21 protein-coding genes are annotated in these 24,014 nt (G+C 71.8%); 7 read left to right on the top strand and 14 right to left on the bottom strand.

Annotated elements, in window-relative coordinates:
- Positions 1 to 48 precede the first annotated feature (48 nt).
- Positions 49 to 1,365 (bottom strand): ROK family transcriptional regulator, encoded by a 1,317-nt coding sequence (locus ACWCPI_RS19945; protein ID WP_451039371.1) that lies wholly within the window; start codon positions 1,363 to 1,365, stop codon positions 49 to 51.
- A 142-nt stretch (positions 1,366 to 1,507) separates the two neighbouring features.
- Between ACWCPI_RS19945 and ACWCPI_RS19950 the strand changes: the two genes are divergently transcribed.
- Complete coding sequence (locus ACWCPI_RS19950) at positions 1,508 to 2,719, top strand: MFS transporter (protein ID WP_451039372.1); 1,212 nt, start codon at positions 1,508 to 1,510, stop codon at positions 2,717 to 2,719.
- Here the strand turns inward: ACWCPI_RS19950 and ACWCPI_RS19955 are convergent.
- Positions 2,679 to 3,137, bottom strand: a complete 459-nt coding sequence (locus ACWCPI_RS19955; RefSeq protein WP_451039373.1) for an acyl-CoA thioesterase — start codon at positions 3,135 to 3,137, stop codon at positions 2,679 to 2,681. The two genes, ACWCPI_RS19950 and ACWCPI_RS19955, sit on opposite strands and share 41 nt — an antisense overlap.
- A 315-nt stretch (positions 3,138 to 3,452) precedes the next feature.
- On the opposite strand from ACWCPI_RS19955, the gene ACWCPI_RS19960 reads away from it, so the two are divergent.
- Positions 3,453 to 4,880, top strand: coding sequence for a uracil-xanthine permease family protein (locus tag ACWCPI_RS19960; protein ID WP_451039374.1), 1,428 nt, complete (start codon positions 3,453 to 3,455; stop codon positions 4,878 to 4,880).
- Here ACWCPI_RS19960 and ACWCPI_RS19965 read toward each other — a convergent pair.
- Entirely contained in the window at positions 4,862 to 5,998 is a 1,137-nt protein-coding gene (locus ACWCPI_RS19965; RefSeq protein WP_451039553.1) for a glycoside hydrolase family 6 protein, read from the bottom strand. The two genes, ACWCPI_RS19960 and ACWCPI_RS19965, sit on opposite strands and share 19 nt — an antisense overlap.
- Positions 5,999 to 6,172: 174 nt before the next feature.
- Here ACWCPI_RS19965 and ACWCPI_RS19970 point away from each other — a divergent pair, with 174 nt between their 5' ends.
- Complete coding sequence (locus tag ACWCPI_RS19970) at positions 6,173 to 6,859, top strand: DUF5995 family protein (RefSeq protein WP_451039375.1); 687 nt, start codon at positions 6,173 to 6,175, stop codon at positions 6,857 to 6,859.
- 100 nt (positions 6,860 to 6,959) lie between these two features.
- Positions 6,960 to 7,889, top strand: coding sequence for an LLM class F420-dependent oxidoreductase (locus ACWCPI_RS19975; protein ID WP_451039376.1), 930 nt, complete (start codon positions 6,960 to 6,962; stop codon positions 7,887 to 7,889).
- 12 nt (positions 7,890 to 7,901) lie between these two features.
- On the opposite strand, the gene ACWCPI_RS19980 is transcribed toward ACWCPI_RS19975, so the two are convergent.
- Both ACWCPI_RS19980 and ACWCPI_RS19985 read right to left on the bottom strand, forming a co-directional pair.
- A complete protein-coding gene (locus ACWCPI_RS19980; RefSeq protein WP_451039377.1) occupies positions 7,902 to 9,614 on the bottom strand; it encodes a flavin monoamine oxidase family protein in 1,713 nt (570 codons plus the stop codon).
- A gap of 53 nt (positions 9,615 to 9,667) precedes the next feature.
- The gene (locus ACWCPI_RS19985; RefSeq protein WP_451039378.1) at positions 9,668 to 10,456 is read right to left on the bottom strand and encodes a carbon-nitrogen hydrolase family protein; all 789 of its coding nucleotides are present in this window, start codon (positions 10,454 to 10,456) and stop codon (positions 9,668 to 9,670) included.
- 307 nt (positions 10,457 to 10,763) lie between these two features.
- Between ACWCPI_RS19985 and ACWCPI_RS19990 the strand changes: the two genes are divergently transcribed.
- Complete coding sequence (locus ACWCPI_RS19990) at positions 10,764 to 11,321, top strand: Repetin (RefSeq protein ID WP_451039379.1); 558 nt, start codon at positions 10,764 to 10,766, stop codon at positions 11,319 to 11,321.
- On the opposite strand, the gene ACWCPI_RS19995 is transcribed toward ACWCPI_RS19990, so the two are convergent.
- The gene (locus ACWCPI_RS19995) at positions 11,290 to 12,498 is read right to left on the bottom strand and encodes an MFS transporter (protein ID WP_451039380.1); all 1,209 of its coding nucleotides are present in this window, start codon (positions 12,496 to 12,498) and stop codon (positions 11,290 to 11,292) included. The two genes, ACWCPI_RS19990 and ACWCPI_RS19995, sit on opposite strands and share 32 nt — an antisense overlap.
- Before the next feature lie 257 nt (positions 12,499 to 12,755).
- On the opposite strand from ACWCPI_RS19995, the gene ACWCPI_RS20000 reads away from it, so the two are divergent.
- Complete coding sequence (locus tag ACWCPI_RS20000; RefSeq protein WP_451039381.1) at positions 12,756 to 13,214, top strand: hypothetical protein; 459 nt, start codon at positions 12,756 to 12,758, stop codon at positions 13,212 to 13,214.
- A gap of 94 nt (positions 13,215 to 13,308) precedes the next feature.
- Here ACWCPI_RS20000 and ACWCPI_RS20005 read toward each other — a convergent pair whose 3' ends face one another.
- The 7 genes from ACWCPI_RS20005 to rpe form a co-directional block, all read right to left on the bottom strand.
- On the bottom strand, positions 13,309 to 13,761 hold the full coding sequence (locus tag ACWCPI_RS20005; RefSeq protein WP_388807160.1) for an Lrp/AsnC family transcriptional regulator: 453 nt from the start codon (positions 13,759 to 13,761) through the stop codon (positions 13,309 to 13,311).
- Between the two features lie 10 nt (positions 13,762 to 13,771).
- Complete coding sequence (locus ACWCPI_RS20010; RefSeq protein ID WP_451039382.1) at positions 13,772 to 15,262, bottom strand: amino acid permease; 1,491 nt, start codon at positions 15,260 to 15,262, stop codon at positions 13,772 to 13,774.
- Positions 15,263 to 15,494: 232 nt separating this feature from the next.
- On the bottom strand, positions 15,495 to 15,989 hold the full coding sequence (locus ACWCPI_RS20015; protein ID WP_451039383.1) for a GNAT family N-acetyltransferase: 495 nt from the start codon (positions 15,987 to 15,989) through the stop codon (positions 15,495 to 15,497).
- Between the two features lie 92 nt (positions 15,990 to 16,081).
- Positions 16,082 to 17,524, bottom strand: a complete 1,443-nt coding sequence (locus ACWCPI_RS20020) for a GuaB1 family IMP dehydrogenase-related protein (protein ID WP_451039384.1) — start codon at positions 17,522 to 17,524, stop codon at positions 16,082 to 16,084.
- A gap of 130 nt (positions 17,525 to 17,654) precedes the next feature.
- The gene (locus ACWCPI_RS20025) at positions 17,655 to 17,966 is read right to left on the bottom strand and encodes a barstar family protein (RefSeq protein WP_388807297.1); all 312 of its coding nucleotides are present in this window, start codon (positions 17,964 to 17,966) and stop codon (positions 17,655 to 17,657) included.
- 80 nt (positions 17,967 to 18,046) lie between these two features.
- Positions 18,047 to 19,090 (bottom strand): sugar-binding transcriptional regulator, encoded by a 1,044-nt coding sequence (locus ACWCPI_RS20030; protein WP_388807152.1) that lies wholly within the window; start codon positions 19,088 to 19,090, stop codon positions 18,047 to 18,049.
- Positions 19,091 to 19,168: 78 nt separating this feature from the next.
- On the bottom strand, positions 19,169 to 19,855 hold the full coding sequence (rpe, locus tag ACWCPI_RS20035) for a ribulose-phosphate 3-epimerase (RefSeq protein WP_451039385.1): 687 nt from the start codon (positions 19,853 to 19,855) through the stop codon (positions 19,169 to 19,171).
- A 134-nt stretch (positions 19,856 to 19,989) separates the two neighbouring features.
- On the opposite strand from rpe, the gene ACWCPI_RS20040 reads away from it, so the two are divergent.
- On the top strand, positions 19,990 to 22,173 hold the full coding sequence (locus ACWCPI_RS20040; RefSeq protein ID WP_451039386.1) for an MMPL family transporter: 2,184 nt from the start codon (positions 19,990 to 19,992) through the stop codon (positions 22,171 to 22,173).
- Between the two features lie 373 nt (positions 22,174 to 22,546).
- Here ACWCPI_RS20040 and ACWCPI_RS20045 read toward each other — a convergent pair whose 3' ends face one another.
- On the bottom strand, positions 22,547 to 23,965 hold the full coding sequence (locus tag ACWCPI_RS20045; RefSeq protein WP_451039387.1) for an RsmB/NOP family class I SAM-dependent RNA methyltransferase: 1,419 nt from the start codon (positions 23,963 to 23,965) through the stop codon (positions 22,547 to 22,549).
- Positions 23,966 to 24,014: the final 49 nt, after the last annotated feature.

Raw genomic sequence — 24,014 nt, forward strand, 5'->3', positions numbered from 1 at the left:
GGCGCCGACCGCTCCGCGGAACCACCGGTCCACGGCGGAGCCGCGGTCTCAGCGGCCCCGCGGTGCGAAGAGCTCGTCCTGGGCCGTGTCCCGTGCGGTGAGCAGCGCTCCACGCAGGACGGCGCCACCGCCGAGGCTGCTGGGGCGCACCACCGTCACCAGCGGCGACATCCGCCGAATCCGCTCCTCGACCCGCCGGGCGAGCACCTCACCGCCGGCCTGCCCGACCTCCCCGCCGAGCACCACGCAGCCGGGGTCGAGGATCGCCACCACGGAGGCGACGCCTATGGCGACACGGTCGGCGAGGGCGTCGAGGAATCGGGCGGCGCGTGCGGCGGCGCGGGGGCCGACGGGTGCTTCGGGCCGGGGCTGGGGGTCGGGTTCGGGTTCGGCTCTGATGTCGGCTGCGGCGGCCACTGCAGCTCCGGTTTCGGCCCCGGTGCGGGCGTCGGCCTCAACTCCCGCCAGCGCAACAGCCGCTCTGACGACCCCCGCCGCCTCCGGCTCGTACGTGGCGACTCCCTCGGCGGTCACCCCGTACGCTCCCGCCAGTTCCACGATCGCCGCCGCCCCCGCCAGCGAATGGAAGCCCCCCTCGCAGCCCCCGGAAGACGGCAGCCCCCTGGTCCCCGGCACCGGCAGGAACCCGATCTCGCCGGTGCCGCCCGAGGCGCCGCGGCGCAGTGCGCCGTCGAGGACGACGGCCGCGCCCGTGCCGTGGCCCAGCCAGAGCAGGACGAAGGTGTCCCGGTCCCGGGCCACTCCGTCGCGCTGTTCGGCGAGGGCCGCGAGGTTGGTCTCGTTCTCGACGGTCACGCGGGATTCGGGGAAGCGCTCCTGAAGGGCGGCCACCAGGCGGCGATGCCATTCGGGCAGCCCGGTGGAGTCGCGCAGCTCGCCGGTCCCCGGGTCGATCAGGCCCGGCGCGCCGATGCCCACCGTGTGCAGCCGGTCGGCCCCCGCCTCCTTGACCACGCGCTCCACCAGGGCCACGGCCTGCTCCACCGCGGGCCCCGTCCCGGTGTCGCCGCCGATCGGTACCGACGCCTCGGCGAGCACGTCCCCCACGAGGTCGGACACCACCACCGAGACGCCCTCGGTACGGACGTCCAGCGCCGCCAGATGGGCGCGGTCGGCGACGATGCCGTACACCCTGGCGTTCGGCCCGCGCCGCTGTTCCCCGGCCTCGCCGACCACCCCGATGAGACCGGCAGCGGTGAGGCGTTCGACGAGGTCGGCCACGGTCGGCCGGGACAGGCCGGTCAGCTGCTTCAACTGCCCTGCCGTCAACGGGCCCTCCTGCTGGAGCAGGCGCAGGGCGAGCCGGTCGTTGATGGCCCGGGCGGTGCTCGGGGATGCGGGCATGCCGGGATCCTTCCAGATCGACGGCGCCGTACTGGGCGGCCGGTAAATCCCCTATCTATCAGGAAGGGACCCTGATAGTTTACGCCGCGGCACATGCTCAGGGCGGTAGGGGTCGGTGACCGAGGACCAGGAAGGGTCGCACATGAGTCAAGTGGTCTACGACCTGCGCGAAGTGAAGCGCGCCCGGTACGCCGTGGCGGCCGTCTTCGCCGTGCACGGCGCTGTCACCGGCTCCTTCGCGACGCGGGTGCCGTGGATCCAGGACCATGCGGGGGTCAGCGCGGGCCAGTTGGGCCTCGCCCTGGCCTTCCCGGCGCTCGGCGCGTCCCTGGCGATGCCGGTCGCGGGCAGCATCACCCACCGCTTCGGCGCCCGCAACGCCTTGCGCGCACTGATCGCCCTGTGGACGCTCGCCCTGATCCTGCCGTCCGTGGCACCCGACCTCCTGACGCTCTGCCTGGCCCTGTTCACCTTCGGCGCCACCGCGGGCATGGCGGACGTCGCGATGAACGCGCTCGGTGTGGAGGTCGAGAACCGCCTCGACCGGTCGATCATGTCGGGCCTGCACGGCATGTGGAGCGCCGGCGCCCTGGTCGGCTCGGCGGCCGGCACGCTCGCCGCACACCTGGGCACCGACGCCCGGCTGCACCATGCGCTCGCCGCGACGGCCCTCACCCTCCTGGGCATCCTGGCCTGCCAGTGGGTGCTCGACCTTCAGCCCGCCGAGGACGAGGAGCCGCCGCCCCGGTTCGCGCTGCCGCCCCGCTCCGCCCTGCTCATCGGTGCGATCGGGTTCTGCGCGGTCTTCGCGGAGGGGGCGAGCCTGGACTGGTCGGCGGTCTACCTCCAGGACCAGCTCGGCACCTCGGCCGGCCTCGCGGCGGCCTGCACCACGGGCTTCACGCTCACCATGGCGCTCGCCCGGATCGCCGGCGACAGGGTGGTGGACCGCTTCGGAGCCGTCCGCACCGTCCGCTTCAGCGGCGTCCTCGCCACCCTCGGCGGTGTGCTCATCGTCGCGTCGGACCACCCGGCCGCTGCGATGGCGGGATTCGGATTGCTGGGACTGGGCATCGCGGTCGTCGTGCCACTGTGCTTCGCGGCGGCGGGCCGTAGCGGCCCCAACCCCTCCCAGGCGATCGCGGGCGTCGCGACCATCACCTACACCTCGGGCCTGATCGCACCCAGCGCGATCGGCGGGATCGCCCAGGCCACCAGCCTGGTGGTGTCCTTCTGCCTGGTCACCGCGCTGTCCTTCGGCCTCGTGGTGTGCGCGAGCGTGCTGCGCTCCGGTGACCGCGACCGTACGAAGGTCAGTCGGCCGGACGCAGCAGTTCCCGACCCGCGGCCCTGAAGGCGTCGCTCCACGGCGCCGGCCGCAGCGTCCCGGCGTCCAGCCGCACCAGCACACGGCTGCCGTGGGCGTAGGTGACCGCCCCGTCGGCCGAACAGAAGCGGAAGCCGTAGGTGAGGCCGGTGTTGCCGAGCCGTTCCAGCCACAGGTGGACGGCGTAGGCGCCCGGCCTGGTGACCGGCGCCTCGTAGCTGACGCGCAGTTCCTTGACCGCGTTGCAGGCGTCACCGGCCGCCGCCCAGTCGCCCTCGAAGCGGAAGCCGTGTTCCTGCCAGAGCTCGGCCCAGGCCCGCTCGACCATCAGGGGGTAGCGGGCGTTGTGCAGCAGGCCGAGCGCGTCCAGGTCGTCGAAGTGGACGGTGACGGGGACGAGCCGGCCATAGGACAGGGCGGGCGCGATCGGGGCTTCGGCGGTCACGGGCGGGACTCCTGAGACGTACGAGTTGACAGATCCCAGTCTAAGCGGACGCTCAGCATGCCTGTTCGGCACCCCTGTCGGCTCCTGCTCAGCCGCCGCTCGCCGTCGGCCGGCTCCCGGTCAGCCGCCGCTCGGACCCCATCGGCCCCCGGCCGACCACCGACCGGCCCACACCGGCCCCGGCCTACCACCGACCGGCCCCCACCGGCCCCCACCGGCCCCCAGCCGACCACCCACGGCCCCGGTGGGCCCCGCGCCCGACGCCCCCGGACAATGGTCCGAACGCCCACCCGCACGACGAAAGCGAACCGCACCATGGATCTCGGCGTCCGCTGGAAACTGCACGGCGACGGACGCACTCCGGCGCCCGGAGCGGTGGTCCGGCCCGACGAACGGCTCTCCTGGCCCCGCACGGCCGGGCTCGGCGCCCAGCACGTGGTCGCGATGTTCGGGGCGTCCTTCGTGGCGCCGGTCCTGATGGGGCTCGACCCCAACCTGGCGATCATGATGTCCGGCGTCGCGACGGTCCTCTTCCTGCTCGCCACCCGGGGCCGGGTGCCCAGCTACCTCGGCTGCTCCCTCTCCTTCGTCGGCGTCGCCGCCGTCATCCGGGCCGACGGCGGTTCGAGCGCGACGGTCACGGGCGCCGTCCTGGTTGTCGGCGCCGCGCTCTTCCTGGTCGGCCTCGCCGTCCAGCGCTTCGGGGCGCGGATCATCCACGCGACGATGCCACCGATCGTCACCGGCGCGGTGGTGATGCTGATCGGCTTCAACCTGGCCCCGGTGACGGCCTCCACTTACTGGCCTCAGGACCAGTGGACGGCGCTGCTGGTGATGCTGTTCACCGGACTCGCGGTCGTCTGCCTGCGCGGCTTCTGGTCGCGGATCGCGATCTTCCTGGGGCTGGTCTTCGGATACGGCATCTCCTGGGCCTTCGACCGGATCTTCGGCAGGATCCACTCGGTCGACGCGAGCGGCAAGCTCACCGACCACTGGCGCCTGGACCTGTCCGGTGTCGCCGAGGCCGACTGGATCGGCCTGCCCAATCTGCACGCCCCGTCCTTCCAGTGGTCGGCGATCCTGGTCGCGCTGCCCGTCGTCATCGCCCTGGTCGCCGAGAACGCCGGCCATGTGAAGGCGGTCGGCGAGATGACCGGCGACGACCTGGACGGCAACCTGGGCACCGCGATCTCCGCGGACGGCGCCGCCTCGATGCTCTCCACGGCGGTGGGCGGCCCGCCCAACACCACGTACTCCGAGAACATCGGTGTGATGGCCGCGACCCGCGTCTACTCGACCGCCGCCTACTGGGCCGCCGCCGGCTTCGCGCTGCTCTTCGGCGTCTGCCCCAAGTTCGGCGCTGTCGTCGCCGCGATCCCGGGCGGTGTCCTCGGCGGCATCACCGTCATCCTGTACGGCATGATCGGCCTGCTCGGCGCGCAGATCTGGATCAACGCCAAGGTGGACCTGCGCAATCCGCTCAACCTCGTCCCGGCCGCGGCGGGCATCATCATCGGCGTCGGCAACGTCACGCTGGAGTTCACCGACACCTTCGAGCTGAGCGGCATCGCGCTGGGCACGCTGGTGGTCATCACCGGCTACCACGCGCTGCGGACCTTCGCCCCTGCCCACCTCAAGACCCAGCACCCGCTGCTGGACGAGGGCACGTCCTCCTACGACGAGGCGAGCGCCACCGGCGAGGGCAGCGCCACCGGCGAGGGGACTCAGCGCGCCAGGTCATAGGCGTACGAGGCCGTGAAGGTCCCCGGCCTGCCCTTGCACCCGTCCGACTCCCCCGGCAGCTTCACCCACAGGTAGGCGTCGATCCGTGCCTCGCCCGTGCTGAGCGTCGGCGCCCGGCCCAGCTTGCGGCCGGCGGGATCGCACCACTCCCCGTCCGGCGGGGCGCCGGCTCCGTTGCGGCTGGTGTCGATGACGGCACCGAGGCCGGGCGGGCCGCCCAGGGCGTCCAGCACCTGCCGGTCGTAGGCGATCTCGGCGGCCGTGGTGTGGAAGTTGGAGACGTTGCTGAAGACGCCGTCGGAGGACGCCGGTGAGGCCGCGCCGGCCTGCCTGAGCCACTCCGCCTGCTCCCCCGGGGCGTTCCACCCCGAGTGCCCGGCGTCGTAGTAGACGCGGGCCCGGGGGTTCGCGGTCTTGAAGGCACGGCCCGCGCGGGCCAACGAGGCGAAGCGGTCGGCGCGTTCAGCGGCGGAGAGGCACTCGGACTGGGCTATGGAGTCCGGCTCCAGGATCACGATGACATCGCCGGAGCCGAGCCCGGCGGCGAACCGGTCGATCCAGGCGTCGTAGGCGGCGAGGTCGGGCGCCCCGCCCTGGGAGTGCCCTCCGCAGTCCCGGCCCGGGACGGCGTACGGCACGACGACGGGCACCCGGCCCAGCGCCGATCCGCCCGAGGTGACCGCGCGGACCCGGGCGGTGATGGTGTCCGGCGTGAAGTCGGCGAACCAGACCGCGGCCGGCTGCTCGGCGATCCGGGACCGGATGACCGCGTGGCGTGGGTCGTCGAGGTGGTCGCGGACCCAGTCGAGCACCTGGGAATCGGGATGGCGGTAGAGGCGGGCGGACACGGCGGCCCGCTGCTCCTGCGTCTTCTCCGTCACGGTCGGCGAGGGCGGCCCAAGGGTGGGCTCGCTCTTCGGCGTCGGTGGAGCGGGCGTGGGCGAGGTGGACCTCGTGGCCGACGGGGACGGCGAGGGCATCAGCGGCAGGGACCGCAGGCTCGGCGAACGCGTCACGTTCGGCGGCGCGGCCTCGTCGGTACGTCCTGTGCCGTCGAGCGCGGACACCATGCCGGTCACGGTGCCGACGGCGACGACGACCGTGGCCGCCACGACCATGGCGTGGCGCCGTGCCGCCCTCCTGCGCTCGGACCTGCGCGCGGCCAGTCGCTGGGCACGTAAGCCAGGCACCGTTCCGCTCCCCCTCCCCCGACGGCGGGCCCGTTCCCCCGTTCTGGGGAAGCGCCGGTCCCGCCGACACCGCCGTCAGCCTAAAGCTGGGACTCTGCCCCCATGGCGCAATGCGAACAATTCACCACACCCGTGGACGCGATCATCCGCCGTATGCGCGCCCTCGACGCGACACTGCCCGAGCGGGACGGGGTCGCGGTCTTCAACCGCGTCTACCTCACCGTCACCCAGGCGCTGGACCGGGACATCGACCGCGGCCGGTTCGCGGACACGCGGGCCGCGATCACGCTGGACGCGCTGTTCGCGGAGCGGTATCTGACGGCGGTGGAACAGGCTGAGGACGATCGGCGTCCGCCCGCCTGCTGGCGTCCCTTGTTCCAGATGCGCCGCCATCCCGGCGTACGACCGCTGCAGTTCGCGCTCGCGGGCATCAACGCGCACATCGGGCACGATCTGGCGCTCGCCGTGGTGGACACCTGTCGTAGCCTCGGCTGCGAACCGGCCGACCTGGAGGACGAGTTCGATCGGGTGGGTGATCTCCTCGTGTCGCTGGAGGAGCGCATCCGCGAAGAGCTGATGCCGGGTCCCGATCTGCTGCAGATCGCCGATCCGCTCACCCATCTGCTGGGCTCCTGGAGCCTTGAGCGAGCCCGGGACGCGACATGGTCGGCGGCGCGGGCGCTGTGGGCGCTGCGCCGACTCCCGGACCTGGTGGAGGAGTTCACCGAACGGCTGGACGCGGTGGTGGGATTCTCGGGACGCATGTTGCTCACGCCACTGCCGGACTGATCTCGGCCACACCCGGCGCGTGAACGCTCAATCCCCTTGCGCTCGCGTTATGTTGAGCGTTGAACTGCCCTTGGGCGATTCGACGCGAAGGAGCGTAGGCATGGCCATCCGTCTGGGACTGAGCCTCCCCCAAGCACCGCAGTACGACATCGGACGCGACGTACCCGACGTGGCGCGAACCGCCGAGGAGATCGGCTACGAGAGCCTGTGGGTCTACGAGCGGGCCCTGTTCCCCGAGCCCGCCACGCAGGGCCTGTACGGGGTGCCGGGCCTGCCCTGGCCCGACCACTACCGGGGCGTCCCGGACCCCCTGGTGACCCTGACCCTCGCCGCCGGGGCGACCGAGCGCGCGCGGCTCGGCACGGGCGTCCTGGTGGCCCCGCTGCACAACCCTTTCCAGCTGGCCAAGGCGCTCGCCACGCTGGACGCGGCGAGCGGCGGCCGGGTGACGGTGGGCTTCGGCACGGGCTGGTCGCTCGACGAGTACGCGGCGGCGGGCGTCGCCCCCTTCGAGGAGCGCGGCCGCATCCTCGACGAGGTCCTCGACGTGTGCCGGGCGGTCTGGGGCCCGGATCCGGTGTCGTACGACGGCTACATCACCAAGATCGCGTCGGCCGTCGTCGGGCCCAAGCCGGCCCGGCCGATCCCGGTGCTGTTGCCGGCCAACAGCAAGAAGGCGCTGACCCGGCTGGTCGACCGCGCCGACGGCTGGCTCCCCGTGGCCATGGGCGCCGATCAGCTCGCCGAGCAGTGGCGGCGGGTGCGGGACGTCGCCGCCGAGCGCGGCCGCACGGAGCCGATCCGGGCGGTGGCGCGGGTGAACACGCAGTACACACCCAAGGCGTACGACGGCGGCGACCGTGCTCCCTTCCAAGGTGACGTCGGTCAGATCGTCGAGGATCTCGCCGCCCACGCCGCCTGCGGAGTCGAGGAGTTCTTCCTCGACCTGCAGAGCACGGCGCGGGACGGACAGGAGCTGAAGGACGTCGCCGCCGAGGTGTACGAGGCGGTGCGGACCGCCGGGATCTGAGCCCCTTTGGGCTCAGTCCTCCGGCAGCTCGACCGGCGCGATCTCGTCGTAGACGTCACCCGGACCCGGGTTGGTCGCGTCGGTCGCCCCGCCGAAGTGGTGCATGACGCCCCAGACCGCGTTCAGCGCGGTCTGAATGGCGCCCTCGGCCCAACCGGCCGTCCAGGAGATGTCGTCACCGGCGAGGAAGATGCCGCGCTTGTCCTCCGGCAGCCGGTCCTGCATGAAGTGGGTGAACAGACGCCGCTGGTAGCGGTAGTGGCCGGGCAGGTTGGCCTTGAACGCGCCCATGAAGTAGGGCTCGTTCTCCCAGGAGACCGTCACCGGGTTGCCGATGATGTGCTTCCTGATGTCGACCTTCGGGTAGATCTCACCGAGCGACTTCAGCATGACCTCCATCCGCTCGCTCGCGGACAGCGGGAGCCACTTCAGGCTGTCGTCGCACCAGGTGTAGGAGAGGCAGATGACGGCGGGCTTGTCCGGGCCGTCGTCGAGCAGGTAGGTGCCGCGGGTCATGCGGTCCGTCAGCGTCATCGACATGACGTCCCGGCCCGTCGGATTTCCGCTGTCGTCGACGGCCTTGTCCAGCCAGAACGGCCGGTCGACGGGGACGAACAGCTTCGAGGACTCCATGTAGTGGGTGCGCTCGATGGCCGTCCAGTGGTCGATCGGGAACAGCGAGTCGTCGCAGGCGATCTTGGACAGCAGCATCCAGGACTGGGCGGTGAAGATCGCCGCCTGGTAGGTGCGGATGTCGCCGTTCGCATCGGTGACGGTGATCTGGTTGCCCGCGGTGCGGTGCAGCCGGGTCACGGCCGGCTTGGGCTGTCCGCCCTCGTGCAGCGTGGCGAGCGACGTGCCGTACTCCCAGTGGACGATCTTCTCCGGCTCGCGCTCCCACAGGCGCAGCGGCAGCTGCTGGGAACCGCCGACGATGCCGCGGTGGTGGTCGTCGGCCTCGGTGTAGACGACGCGCAGGATCTCCAGGATGGAGTTGGGGAAGTCGGTGTCCCAGCCGCCGGTGCCGAAGCCGACCTGGCCGAAGATCTCGCGGTGCCGGAAGGACTTGAACGCCTCGGAGTCGCACAGGAAGCCGTAGAAGGTCTGGTTGTCGAGCTTCTCGACGAGCTTCGCCCAGATCTCGCGGATGCGCGGCACGTCACGCTCGCGCATGGCGCGGTTCATGTCGGAGAAGTCGGCGCCCTCTTCGAGGCACTTGTTCCACGCCTCGGCGACGTCCCGGTAGACCTGCGGGAGGTCCTCGATCGTCTCGGCGTAGTGAGACTCGCCCTTGAGGTCGACGACCGTGGAAGGGGTCGCCTCGGCCAGAGGGTTGGGGAACGGACGGGTCTCGAGTCCGACCAGGTCGATGTAGTGCTGCAGGGCCGTGGAGGACGGCGGGAAGCGCATGGCGCCCATCTCGGCGGTCAGCGACGGGTCGCAGCCCTCGAAGCCCACCGTCCGCAGCCGGCCGCCGATCTGGTCGGCCTCGTACACGACGGGCTTGAGGCCCATCTTCATCAGCTCGTAGGCGGCCACGATACCGGAGAGCCCGCCGCCGATGACCGCGACCTCGGTGCCGTGCTCGGTCGCGGGTATCTGGCCGAGCCCCGCCGGGTGGGCGAGGAAGTCGTCGTACGCGTACGGGAAGTCCGGGCCGAACATGGTGATCGGCGGCTGCTGCTCGTCGGCGTGCTGGACGGCGTTGGGCACCGTGGACGTCATGGGGTACGGACTCCTTGCGACTGCGACTGCGACAGGGAAAGCGGGGGGGAGGGTCAGACCAGCGACCCGTAGAGACCGGGGCGGCGGTCCTGCAGGTACGGGTTCGCCTCGCGGGAGGCGGCGAGGAAGGCGGGATCGACGTCGGCGAGGACGAGTTCCTCACCGCGCCCGGCGCGGGTGCGGGCGATGCCGTCGGGGCCGGCGAGCGTGGAGAGGCCGACGAACTCGAACTCCCCTTCCCGGCCGACCCGGTTGACGTACGCGACGTACATCTGGTTCTCGAAGGCCCGCACCGGGATCATCGACTCGGCGACGAACTGGAAGGGGTGCATCTGCGCGGTCGGCACGACGAGCAGGTCGGTGCCGGCGAGGGCGTGGGCGCGGACGTTCTCCGGGAACTCGACGTCGTAGCAGATCAGGATGCCGACGCGGACGCCGTCGAGTTCGGCCTGGACGATCTGCTGCTCGCCCGGCGTGAAGTGGTCGCGCTCGAAGCAGCCGAAGAGGTGGGTCTTGCGGTAGTTGGCGAGCCGGGTGCCGTCGGCGCAGATCAGCTGGGCGGAGTTGAACACCGTCTCGCCGGCCCGCTCGGGGTAGCCGTAGGCGATCGCCAGGCCGTGCCGCGTCGCGGTCTCGGCGATCGCGTCCGCGCAGTCGCCGTCGGCGGGCTCGGCGAGGCGGGCGATGTCGTCGCCGATCGCGTATCCGGTCAGGAACATCTCCGGCGCCACCAGCAGCCCGGCACCCGCGGCGGCGGCGCGGCCCGCGGCCTCGTCGAGGACCTTGAGGTTCTCGGCGGTCGAGCCGGGGCGGCCGGAGCTCTGGAGCAGGGCGGTGCGCATGCGTGATCCTCACCGGACGGAAGGGGTTGGGGGCCATATGGAGGGCCACGTAGACGGTACGGGCGGCTGACCAGGGCGGACAAGAAGGAGCCGTTGCGCGCCGGTGAGCGGTTCGTTGCGTCCGGGACGGGGTGCGCGGCGATTCGTTGCGCGACCGTGGTCGTAGCTCCGCTCCTCCTCGCAGCCCGCCGTCCGGCAGGTTGCCCCGCCGGACGGCGGAGGCGGGGTCCCGTCTCCGGTGCGATGTGGCGCGGGCGCCGGATCGGCAGGGTGGTGACCATCCAGTCGACCAGCGGAAAGGACCCCGATGAACCGCCGTAGGAAGATCGTCCTGTTCGGCTCCGCAGTGCTGCTCACGGCCGGAGCGGCCGCGGCCGCGACGGCGTCGGACGAACCGCGGCAGCGCCGGGCGGCCGCCGCACCGAAGGAGGCCGCTGCTCTCACCGGAACGGCCGGTCTGTACCGCTCGGCCGGGGACGACATCACCTTCACCTTCGACGCGCACCTGGCGGCCGAGGACGCCGCCGACCCGTCGAAGGCCACGGGTTCCTTCGCGTTCAGCCATTACCTCGACGGCAAGGGCGCACGGGCCGAGGCGAAGGTCGACTGCCTGGTCACCGGCGGCAAGGTGGCCGTCGTCTCCGGTGTCATCACCGAATCCGACCTGCCGGGGGCCGAGGGCAAGCGGGTCGGCGTCACCGTCCATGACCTGGGCCGCCACGACCGGCTCGGGTACAGCTGGGCGGCGACGGGCAGCCCCGCCGAGACGAAGGGGCTGCCCAGGTGCGTGAGCTCCGCCCCCTTCGAGAAGGTCGAGAAGGGGACGGGCGACTTCACGGTCGTGCCGTGGCACCCCCGGCTCTAGGCTCGGCCGCCCGGCTCAGCAGCACTGCCGTCACCAGGTACGGCACCGCGAACAGGGCGAACACGGTGCCGTGCGCGGCGGCGCCACCGAGTACCGCGTAGCCGCCGTACACGGCGATCGTCGACAGGTCGGTGCCCAGTCCCGCGACCGAGGTGAGCGTGGCCCGCTCGCCGTCCTGGACACGGTGCTGGAGGCGTACGTCGGCGAGCACGGTGGCCAGCTGGAAGCCACCGAAGGCGAGGGCCACCAGGCCGAGCCCCACGGGTGTGCCCGCACCGGCCCCCAGGGCCAGGGCCAGGGCGGCGCCGGCGAGCAGCGCCGCCAGTCCCCGGGTCCCGAGGGACGCGGCCCGTCCGGCGAGCAGGCTGCCGGCGGTGGCTCCCGCCCAGATCAGCATGATCAGGTAAGGCACCAGTTCGTCCGGCACCCCGGTCTCCCGCACCAGCAGCGGTGTGTACTCGTCGAGTGCGCCCCATACCGCGCCGACGGCCGGCACGAGCAGCAGCGCGCCACGCAGGGACCGGTCGCGGCGGGCGGCGGCGAGCCCGGACCGCAGCGTCGCGGTCCAGCTGTCGCCCGCTGCCGTCGGCGCCCGGTGCTCGGGGAACCGGGTGGCCGTGGCGGCGGTCAGCAGGGCCGCCAGCACACTGGCCGCCCCGACCGCCGGGTAACCGCCGGTGGCGAACACCGGGCCGGCGATTCCCACCGCGAGGACCGTGGCCACGAGGCGTGCCGCCTGGGCCCGGCCCATGACCCGGGGGTACCGGTCGGCGGCGCCGAGCCGGTCCATCTCCTCGTACACCAGGGCCTCCAGGGCGCCGGAGCCGAGTGCTCCGCCGGCCCCCCACAGCACGAAGCCGAGCGCGAACGCCCAGTACGACGGCACCAGCACCCACAGCCCGAATCCGGCGGCGGTGAGCAGCGGGCCGACCCACAGCAGCAGTCGGCGCGAGACGGCGTCGGCCCAGGCGCCGGAGGGCACCTCCAGCAGGACACCGGTCAGCGACCACAGGGCGAACAGGGAGGAGATCTGCCAGAGCGACAGACCGGTGTCGGCGAACAGCAGCGCGTACACCGGGTAGAGCAGGACGAAGTCGTCGAGGAACGCGTAGCCGTACAGCGTGGCCGTGATGCGGCGGACACCGGTGGAGGGCACGCGTGCAGGTGAGAGTGTCATGAGGCCTTCCCGCAGGGACTGTTCGGACGCCGGGGGTGCGGCGTCCGAGGCGGCCCTCGGGCGGCGGCGCTGGAATATCAATGTCGCCAGGTCATGGCCTCGATGGTAGGCGGGCGGGACCCGGCAGCCCAGCGATATTGCCGTCGCAGGGCGCCCTCCCCGGGGAGGAGGCCGGCGCCCGGTCCTCCGCCGAGCGGCGAGCGGCGTCGGCCCGCGGGAGGACGCCGGCGTGTGGGGCCGGGCGGGAGACTGCCGGCATGGACGCCACAGCGAAACCCGACCTGCCGTTCGTCGACGCCCACACGTCACTCGTCGCTTCGGAACCGGACGCCGTCTGGCGGGCGGTCGCCGAGACGGTGCGTCACGGCTTCGGGCACCGGCGTGCCGAGGCCGTCGCCCGGCTGCTCGGCTGCCCCTGCCGCACCGTGTCGGGACCCTGGCCGCCGACGGAGGCGTCGACGGTCCCCGGGTTCCGGGTGGCGGCGGCGGTGCCGGGCAGGGAGCTGGTCCTCACCGGCAGTCACCGCTTCTCGACGTACACCCTGGTGTTCCGCCTGGAGGAGGCGGACGCGGGACGCACCCGGGTGCGCGCGGAGACATGGGCCGCCTTCCCGGGCCTGGCCGGCCGCCTCTACCGGCTCTGCGTGATCGGCACGCGTGGCCATGCACTGGCCGTGCGGCGCATGCTGTCGGCCGTGCGCGAACGCCTCCGGTAGCGGCGCGGGGCCATGGGCGAGCGCAACGCCCTGGGGCCTGGAGACTCCGCGGCGCGGGCGCGACCGGCTTCCGGATCGCCCCGCGGGCGGGGTGCTACGTGGGAGACCCGGAGGAGAACCTCCGCAGCAACGGAGACAGCACCAGCACCGACTTGGTCCGCTCCACGAACGGCTCCCCCGCGATCCGCTCCAGCACGCGCTCGAAGTGCCGCATGTCGGAGGCGAAGACCTGGACGACCGCGTCCGCGTCACCCGTGACGGTCGACGCGGCCACGACCTCCTGATAGCGCTCCAGGCCCCGCCGGATGGTGTCGGGCGAGGTGTTGTGCCGGCAGTAGATCTCGACGAACCCCTCGGTCTCCCAGCCGAGGGCCGACGGGTCCACCCGTACGGTGAACCCGGTGATGGCCCCGGTGGCGCGCAGCCGGTCCACGCGCCGTTTCACGGCGGGCGCGGACAGGCCGACGAGAGCCCCGATGTCCGCGTAGGAGCGGCGGGCGTCCTCGGCGAGGGCGTGCACGATGCGTTCGTCGAGATCGTTCAGCACTGCGGGTGGTTCACTTCACTTCTGACGCGACTGGTGCGCCCGCTGCGGCGAGACGCGAACGGCGATAGCCGTACACGAAGTAGAACACGAGACCCGCGGCCATCCAGAACCCGAAGACGACCCAGGTGACGGTGTCGAGGCTGAACATGTTGTACGCGCAGAACAGGAAGCCCAGGATCGGCAGCACCGGCCCCAACGGCACCCTGAACGTGCGCTCGAGCTCGGGCCGCGTGTAACGCAGCACGATCACCGCGATGTTGACCAGGGCGAAGGCGAACAGCGTGCCGATGCTGGTGGCGTCGACGAGCTTGCCCAGCGGGATGAGGGCGGCGAGCGCGCCGCAGAAGAGGGACACGATCACCGTGTTGAGGCGGGGTGCGCCGGTCTTCGGGTGGATCTTGCCGAGCGCCTTCGGGACCAGGCCGTCACGGGACATCGCGAAGAGGATGCGGGTCTGGCCGTAGAGCACGGTGAGGACGACGCTCGCGATGGAGATGACGGCGCCGAGGGCGAGCAGCGTGCCCCAGAAGGACTGGCCGCTGACGTCGTTCATGATCGCGGCGAGGGAGGCGTTGGAGCCCTCGAACTTGGTCCAGTGCCAGGCGCCGACGGCGACGCCCGCGACGAGTACGTACAGCGCGGTCACGATGATCAGCGACAGCATGATCGCTCGCGGCAGGTCCCGCTTGGGGTCCTTGGCCTCCTCACCGGCGGTGGAGGCGGCGTCGAAGCCGATGTAGGAGAAGAACAGCGTGGCGCCGGCGGCGCTCACACCCGCCATGCCGAGCGGCATGAAGTCGGCGTAGTTGCCGGACTTGAAGCCCATGAACCCGACCGCGCAGAACAGCACGAGCGCGGCGATCTTGACCGCGACCATGATCGTGTTGGCGCGGGCGGACTCGCGGACGCCGCCGAGCAGGAACACCATCGCCAGCAGGACGACGATCAGCGCGGGCAGGTTGATGATCCCGCCCTCGCCGGGCGCCGAGGACAGCACGGCCGGGATGGTGACGCCTATGGTCCCGTTCAGCAGCTCGTTGAGGTACTCGCCCCAGCCGACGGCCACGGCGGCCACCGAGACGCCGTACTCCAGCACCAGACACCAGCCGCAGATCCAGGCGACCAGCTCGCCCATCGTTGCGTACGCATACGAGTACGAGGAGCCGGCGACCGGGATGCTGCCCGCCAGCTCGGCGTAGGACAGGGCCGAGAACAGCGCCGTGAGACCGGCGATCACGAAGGCCAGGGTGACGGCGGGGCCGGCCTCCGGGACGGCGTCGCCGAGCACCACGAAGATGCCGGTGCCGAGGGTGGCGCCGATGCTGATCATGGTCAGCTGCCACATGCCGAGAGAGCGCCGCAGGGACCCTCCCTCACCCTGGCCACCCTCTGCGACCAGGTGTTCCACCGGCTTGCGACGCATCAGGCGCGCGCCGACGCCGGCGGGCGCGGGGGCGGCGGACTGGCTTGGGTTGTGCGGGGGTGCGCCTTGATCGAGCACGCGCGGGCTCCTTATCGCTGCCTTCCAGGGCGGCAGGGACCGGCGGCACCCCTGGGAGCAGGGACCCACCGAGCGGGGTCCCCGCCACGCCACGTACGAGGCGACAGCCTACGAGGAGCGGCGTTGCTGGTGAAATGCAGCAACCTTGCGCATACCCGCAAGATCATTGCTTTCCTGGGGGCTGGGTGGGTGTTCGTTGCGTCGCGGCTTTCGACCGTTGCACGGACGGCCGTCAGAGGGCCTTGACGAGGAACACGCAAGGATCGGCCTGCTCGTGCCGTACGCCGTCGGCCTCCCGGTACGCCCACCGGTCGACGTAGGCGACTGCGGGCAGGTATCCGAGCCTCGCGTAGAGGGCCGCGGCGCGCGGGTTGCCGTCGCCGACGCCGAGGCCCATCAGTAAGACGCCGCGCTCGCGCGCCAGCCGCTCGGCGGTGCGCACCAGGGCGGTGCCGATGCCCCGGGAACGCAAGGACGCGGGGCTGACGAGGAGGCCGTTGATCTCGGGGCAGTCCGGCAGGGCGGCCCGCACCTCGGGCGCGGCGCACCCGGTCCGGCGCACCTCCGCGTGCCCCGCGGGGCTGCCGTCCAGCCACGGGACGAGGTAGGTGCTGCGCCCCGCCTCCTGCCGGGCGAACCGGGCGGCATGGTCGCCGTCGACGCTGGACGACGGCATGAAGCGGTCGAGCACCTCGACGTCCTCGGCCCGGCAGGCGGCGATCTTCATCCCTCGACGGTAGCCGCGGGCATGCGAAACGGCCCCCGGTTTTCCCGGCAGGCGGGTCGACGGGGGCCGTTCGAGGAAGGGTTGACGCGACGTCAGCTCCAGCTGGCGTGCAGCGGCTTGCCCTCGGCGTAACCGGCGGCGCTCTGGATGCCGACGACGGCCTTCTCGGCGAACTCCTCCAGCGAGCCGGCACCGGCGTAGGTGCAGGACGACCGCACACCCGCGATGATCGAGTCGATCAGGTCCTCCACTCCGGGACGGGCCGGGTCGAGGAACATCCGCGAGGTGGAGATGCCCTCCTCGAACAGCGCCTTGCGGGCGCGGTCGTAGGCCGACTCCTCGGACGTGCGGTTGCGCACGGCACGCGCGGAGGCCATGCCGAAGGACTCCTTGTACGCGCGCCCCTGGGCGTCGTGCTGAAGGTCACCCGGCGACTCGTACGTGCCGGCGAACCAGGACCCGACCATGACGTTGGACGCACCGGCCGCGAGGGCCATGGCGACGTCCCGCGGGTGCCTGACGCCGCCGTCGGCCCAGACGTGCTTGCCGAACTTCCTCGCCTCGGCGGCGCACTCCAGGACCGCGGAGAACTGCGGCCGGCCGACGCCGGTCATCATGCGGGTGGTGCACATGGCGCCCGGACCGACACCGACCTTGATGATGTCGGCACCGGCCTCGACGAGATCCCGGACACCCTCGGCGGCGACGATGTTGCCGGCGACGATCGGCACCTGCGGGTCGAGCGCGCGCACGGTCCTGATCGCGGCGATCATCGACTCCTGGTGGCCGTGGGCCGTGTCGATGACGAGCGTGTCGACACCCGCGTCGAGCAGCTGCTTGGCCTTGCCCGCCACATCGCCGTTGATGCCGACGGCGGCCGCGATGCGCAGCTTGCCCTCCGCGTCGACGGCCGGCGAGTACAGCGTGGCGCGCAGGGCGCCCTTGCGGGTGAGGATGCCGGCGAGGCGGCCGTCCGCGTCGACGGCGGGGGCGTAGCGCCGGTTGTGGTGGTCGAGGGTGTTGAACGCCTCGCGGGGGTCCTGGTCCGCGTCGAGGAGCAGCAGGTCCCGGGACATGACCACTTCGAGCTGGGTGAAGCGGTCCACGCCGGACAGGTCGGAGTCGGTGACCACGCCGATCGGCTTGAAGTCCTCGTCGACGACCACACCGGCGTTGTGCGCACGCTTGGGCAGCAGGGCCAGGGCGTCGGCGACGGTCTGGTGCGGGGCCAGCACGATCGGGGTGTCGAGGACGAGGTGGCGGCTCTTCACCCAGGAGATGACGTCCGTGACCACGTCGATCGGGATGTCCTGCGGAATGACCACCAGACCACCCCGCCGCGCCACGGTCTCGGCCATACGACGACCCGCGATGGCGGTCATGTTGGCGACGACCAGCGGGATCGTGGTGCCCGTGCCGTCCGGCGAGCTGAGGTCCACGGCCTGCCGGGAGCCGACCGCGCTGCGGCTCGGGACCATGAAGACGTCGTCGTACGTCAGGTCGTACGCGGGCTGGATGTCATTGAGGAAACGCACGTGCTGCACATCCCAGTCGATCAGAGGTGGCCCCCGGACAGGTCAGCCAGGGGGAAGAGCACGTACTTCATTGTCCCATGCTGACCGGAATGCGAGGCACGGTCGCTTCATACGAGCAGGTCAGAGCCTGCTAGGAGGATCCTCCGAGAGCGAGCATCACCGTGAGTGACGGGGCTCGGTTCACGGCGGCGGAGAACACCTCCTGGGCGATCTCCCACTCCTCGGGCCGCGACTTGGCGTACCGCTGCCAGTTCCGTACGACGACCAGGAGCCCGTCCGCCGCCTCCGCGGGCCACACCGAAGGGTCGGCGAGGCTGTCGGCGAGGGCGTCCCAGTTGCGGCCGAACCAGTCGGGCAGCTCCAAGGTCTCCACGCAGCGGTCCATCAGGCCCGGCTTGTCCGTGACCCCGTCGAGGTCCAGCGTGACCACGAGTTCCGTCATATCGCTACCGCCCAACTTCTGGTGATCGTCGATGAGCGGGCCCGGGGACGGCCCACCGGCCGCCCCCTTCCGACGGCCCGTCAGTGTCCGTCCGGGTCGGCCCTGTTGAGCGCGGGCTTCGGCGTCGTACCGGCAGTCATGAGGTAGTCGGCGGCCGATGTGTCCGTCACCAGGCTGGTGACGAGGCCGGACCGCAGCACCGCGTCGATCGCCGGCCCCTTGCGCTGCCCGCCCGCGATCGCGACGACCTCGGGGATACGGCGGAGCTGGTCGGCCTTGACGGTGATGCACCGCTCCCCCAGATCCCGACCGACCCGGCGACCCTCGGCGTCGAAGAGGTGCGCGGACATCTCGGCGGCGACGCCGAGCGAGGCGTAGTGGGCCCGCTCCTCGTCGCTGAGCATGTCGTGCACCGTCGAGATGCCCGGCTCCCAGGAGCCGATGGAGACACAGGCGACCGTGACCTTGTCGAAGTACTCGAAGGCCCGGGCGATCCCGGTCTGGTGGCGCAGCGCCACCGCGGTGGCCGCGTCCGGCAGCAGCATCGGCGCGTAGATGGGGTGGGCGTCGCCGCCCGAGACCTGCGCGGCCCGCCGCACCGCCTCGACCGAACCGCGCTCGGCGGTCCCGGCGTCGTACACACCCGTCAACTGCACCACGGTGCACGGCGGCAGCCGGTCCAGGGCCGCTGCCATGTGGATGGTGGACCGGCCCCAGGCCAGGCCCAGCACATCCCCTTCGTTCACCAGCTCGCCGAGCAGGTCGGCGGCCACTTCTCCCAGGTTCTCGGGATCGGGCGTCTCCTCGGCCTCGGCCGGGGACTCGACCACCACGGCGTGCCTGAGGCCGTACCGGGCGCGCAGCGCGTCCGAGCGCTCGGCGTCCAGCTCGGCCGGCACGCGGATCTCGATGCGCACCAGATCCCGTTCGAGAGCGGTCTCCAGGACCCGGGCCACCTTGAAGCGGCTGACGCCGAACTCCTCCGCGATCTGGATCTTGGACTTGCCCTCGAGGTAGAAGCGGCGGGCCATGGCCGCCGCCTGCACCAGCTCAGCGGGTCCCATCCGCATGGCTGACCGGCCCGCCGACATACCCGACACGGCGATCTCCTCACTGCTGTTCACACTCTGGATTCGCCGTTCATCCTTGCAGATCCGGCGCTCTTGATCCGCCCTGATGGGCGCCGTTCACGTTGTCTTGGCTCAGTGGTCGCATGCCCAGGCGGCGGTCTTCGTGACCGCCTCCGCCTGAGCTCGCAGCGCACGGACCGCTTCGGCAGGGTCCTCGGCGCCGTACACCGCCGAACCGGCGACGAAGACATCGGCGCCCGCCTCGGCGCACTGCTCGATGGTCGAGGCGGACACACCGCCGTCCACCTGGAGCCACAGCTGCAGGCCGTGCTTGCTGATCAACTCGCGAGTGCGGCGAATCTTCGGAAGCATGATGTCGAGAAACGCCTGACCACCGAAGCCCGGCTCGACCGTCATGATCAGCAGCATGTCGAGTTCGGGGAGCAGATCCTCGTACGGCTCGATGGGTGTCGCGGGCCTGAGCGCCATGGAGGCACGGGCGCCCTTGGCCCGGATCTCCCGCGCCAGCCGCACGGGGGCCGCGGCGGCCTCGACATGGAAGGTGACGGAGGAGGCCCCCGCTTCCACGTACTGAGGGGCCCACCGATCGGGGGCCTCGATCATCAGATGGCAGTCCAGCGGAGTGTCCGTCGCACGGGCCAGAGACTCTACGACCGGCACGCCGAGCGTGAGGTTCGGGACGAAATGGTTGTCCATGACGTCGACGTGGAGCCAGTCGGCTCCTTGCACCGCCTTGGCCTCGTCCGCGAGGCGGGCGAAGTCGGCGGACAGGATGCTGGGGTTGATCTGCACGGCCATGCCCCAAGACTGCCATGCCGGAGCACGAATGTTCGCGCCGGTACAGACCTGAGACGTTCATCGGATGTTGTGTCCGGTTCGCCCGTGTCATGCTGGGCGGCCCACCGGATCGTTCTGCGGCTGCGGGGGTGGCCATGACGGAGATCCAGGAGAAGAGGGAGCCGGCGCGGCCTGGACGGCGGGGCGTCGCGCATCTGGTCTGCGGCCGGCGCGCCAAGTGGGTGGTGGTCGGCCTGTGGCTGGTGGTGCTGTTCCTGACGGCCCCCTTCGCCCAGAAGCTGACGGATGCCCAGGACAACGACGCGGCGTCCTGGCTGCCCGGCTCGGCCGAGTCCACACAAGTCCTGGAGATCTCCGAGAACTTCAGGCCGGAGCAGATACCCGCGATCGTCGTCTACGCCCGTGACAGCGGTCTGACGCCACAGGACCGGGCGGCGATCGCCGAGGACGTGGCGCAGCTCAAGCAGCTGACCGACCACGGCATCCGCGGCGCCGAGACCAGGGGCCCGGTGTTCGACCGGGAGGCGGATCCGCGAGCGGCCCAGATCCATGTGCCGATCACGATGGACGAGCAGGGCTGGGAGCGCATCGCGCCCGCCGTCGACTCGATCCGGGACGTCGTCGGCGAGGGCGGCGGCGGGATCGCCGTGCACATCACCGGCCCGGGCGGCACCTCCGCGGACTTCTCCGAAGCCTTCGAGGGCATCGACTCCACCCTCCTGCTGTCGGCGATGGCGGTCGTCATCGTCATGCTCCTGATCACCTACCGCAGCCCCACCCTGCTCCTGATCCCCTTGATCTCCGTGATCGTCGCCCTGTTCACCGCGCAGGCGTTCATCTACTTCCTGGCGGAACACGCGGGGCTGACGGTGAACGGCCAGAGCGCCGGAATCCTCACGGTCCTGGTCTTCGGCGCGGGCACGGACTACGCGCTCCTGCTCGTGGCCCGCTACCGAGAGGAGCTGCGCCGTCACGCGGACCGCCACGAGGCGATGGCCCTGGCCCTGCACCGCGCGGGCCCGGCGGTGATCGCCTCCGGCGCGACCGTCGTCCTGAGCATGCTGGTGCTGCTGGCGGCGGAGATGAACTCGACCCGGGGCCTCGGCCCGGTGGCGGCGATCGGCGTCACCGTCGCCCTGATCGCCATGATGAGCCTTTTCCCCGCTCTGCTGGTCCTCTTCGGCCGCTGGATCTTCTGGCCGGTGATCCCGCACCTGGGCGCGGAGAACCCTCACGAGCGAGGCGTCTGGGCCCGCATGGGCCGCCGTATCTCCCATCGCCCCCGCATGATCTGGGGTGTCACGGCCATCGCCCTCGCGGTCTGCTCCCTCGGCCTGATACAGATGCGGGCCGAGGGGCTGAGCAACGCGGACGCCTTCACCGACAAGCCGGAGTCGATCACCGGCCAGGAGGTCTTGGCGCGGTACTTCCCGGCCGGCAGCGGCGACCCGCTGGTCATCGTCAGCAACCAGGCACAGGCGCAGCAGGTGGGTCGCGCGGTCGCCGCCACCGCCGGCGTGGTCCCGGACTCCCTGGGCCTGCCCCCGGGCACCAGGCCGTCGTACGACGGCAAGGTGCTCTTCGAGGCGACGATGACGGCCCCGTCCGACAGCGAGGCCGCGAAGCAGACCGTGGAGCGGGTACGCGACGCCGTTCACGCGGTGCCGGAGGCGGATGCCCAGGTGGGCGGCGGTACGGCGGCCCTGCTGGACATGGACAGGGCGACGACGCACGACAACCTGCTGATCATCCCGCTGGTCCTGCTCGTGGTGCTGCTGATCCTCTGTGCCCTGCTGCGCGCGCTGATCGCGCCGCTCCTGCTGATCGGCACGGTGATCCTGTCGTTCACGGCCGCCCTGGGCATCAGCGCGCTGGCCTTCCGCCACGTGTTCGACTACGCGGGCGAGACGACCGACTTCCCGCTGTTCGTCTTCGTCTTCCTGGTGGCCCTCGGCATCGACTACAACATCTTCCTCACCACCCGCATCCGCGAGGAGGCCACCCACCAGGGCACCCGCCCAGGCGTGATCACGGGTCTCGCCGCCACGGGCGCGGTCATCACCTCGGCCGGCCTGGTCCTGGCCGGCACCTTCGCCGCCCTGGCCACCCTCCCCATGGTCGCGTTCGCCGAGATCGGCTTCGCGGTGGCCCTGGGCGTCCTCCTGGACACCTTCATCGTCCGCTCGGTCCTCGTGACCGCCCTGTTCATGGACGTCGGCCCCAAGGTGTGGTGGCCGCACCGACTGGCCCGGGAGGACGGGGGCGGCGCGGCGGCGAGGCCGGGGGCGGAGGAGAGGGTGGGGCAGCGAGGCGGGTGAGGGTCACCCACTTCGCTGCCCACCCCGTCCAGGCGGTACGGGGTACCCGCCACAGCCCACCTCGTCCGGGCCGTACGGGGTACCCGCCACAGCCCACCCCGTCCGGGCCGTACGGAGTACCCGCCACAGCCCACTCCGTCCGGGCCGTACGGAGTACCCGCCCCAAGGGGCGGACCGGTCCGTCGGGTGTCCTGGCCGACTCGCCGCGGTTCCACACCCACAAGGGGGACCGGCCCGTCGGGACCCACAAGGGGGACCGGACCGTCGGGCGGGCCTCCCGGGATGCCTCCACGAACGGCGGGACCGGCCCGTCGTGCGTCCCGGGACGCCTCGGCGCAGCCCACGCGCCACGGGCGACGCGGGGTGGGAAGACTCAGCCCACCCGTCGCATCAACGCCAGGTACATCGCGTCGGTCCCGTGCAGATGCGGCCACAGCTGCACATCGGGCCCCTCTCCCAGATCCGGCACCCCGGTCAGCAAGGGCCGAGCGTCCAGCAGCTCGACCTTCCCCCACTGCTTCACCACGTCATCGACGACCGCCCGCGTCTCGGCGAGATGCGGCGAGCACGTCGCGTACCCGACCACACCCCCCACCCGCACGGACTCCAGCGCCGACCGCAGCAACCCCCGCTGCAGCGGAGCGAACCCGTCCAGGTCCTCCGGGCGCCGCCGCCACCGCGCCTCCGGCCGCCGCCGCAGCGCCCCCAGTCCGGTGCACGGCACATCCACCAGCACCCGGTCGAAGCTCCCGGCCCGCCAGGCCGGCCGCGTCCCATCGGCGGCGATGACCTGGTACGGCCCAGGATTTCCCGCCAGCGCCTTGGCGACCAGCCCGGCCCGATGCGGCTGCTTCTCGGAGGCGACCAGCGCGGCCCCCCGCTGCGCGGCCAGCGCCCCCAGCAGGGCCGCCTTGCCCCCGGGCCCGGCGCACCCGTCGAGCCACTTCAGATCGGGCCCCTCCAGGGGAGCGTTGGCCAGGGCGAGAGCCACCAGCTGGCTCCCCTCGTCCTGCACCCCCGCACGCCCTTCCCGCACGGCCGTGATGGCCCCCGGCTCCCCGCCCTCGGCGAGCCGCACGGCATACGGCGACCAGCGCCCCGGAACGGCAGCCTCCGCACCGAGGAGTTCCTCGGTCGTGGCCCGCCCGGGCCGGGCGACCAGCGTCACCTCGGGCCGCTCGTTGTCGGCCTCCAGCAGCCGCTCGATCGCCTCGCGCCCACCCCCGAGCGAGTCCCACAACGCGGAGACGACCCAACGGGGATGCGAGTGCACCACGGCGAGATGGTCCTCGGGATCCTCGTCGTACGGCGGCGCGACCCGCTGGATCCACCCGTCGAGATCGTCCTGCGCGACCTTGCGGAGCACGGCGTTGACGAACTTCGCCCGCCCGTCCCCGAGCACGACACGGGCGAGCTCCACGGACGCGGACACCGCGGCGTGCGTGGGAATCCGCGTCCCGAGCAGCTGGTGCGCACCGAGGCTGAGCACATCGAGCACCGGCGGGTCGACCTCGCGCAGCGGCCGGTCCACGCACGACGCGATGACGGCGTCGTACGTCCCCTGCCGACGCAGCGTCCCATACACCAGCTCGGTCGCGAGCGCGGCGTCCCTGCCGTCGAAGTCGCCCTTCTCCCGCGCCTTGCGCAGCAGCGGCGGCAGTACGAGGTTGGCGTACGCGTCCCGCTCGTCCACGGCACGCAACGCCTCGAAGGCGAGGATGCGGACGGGGTCCTTCTTGGGCCGTCGGTAGGGCTTGCCGGGTTTGCGGGGCCGACGGGAGGTGTCGCTCACGAAAAAGGTGCTCCGGATTGCTGGATGAGATGTACGCCCAGCCTACGCC

The sequence above is a fragment of the Streptomyces sp. NPDC001920 genome, assembly GCF_053594495.1.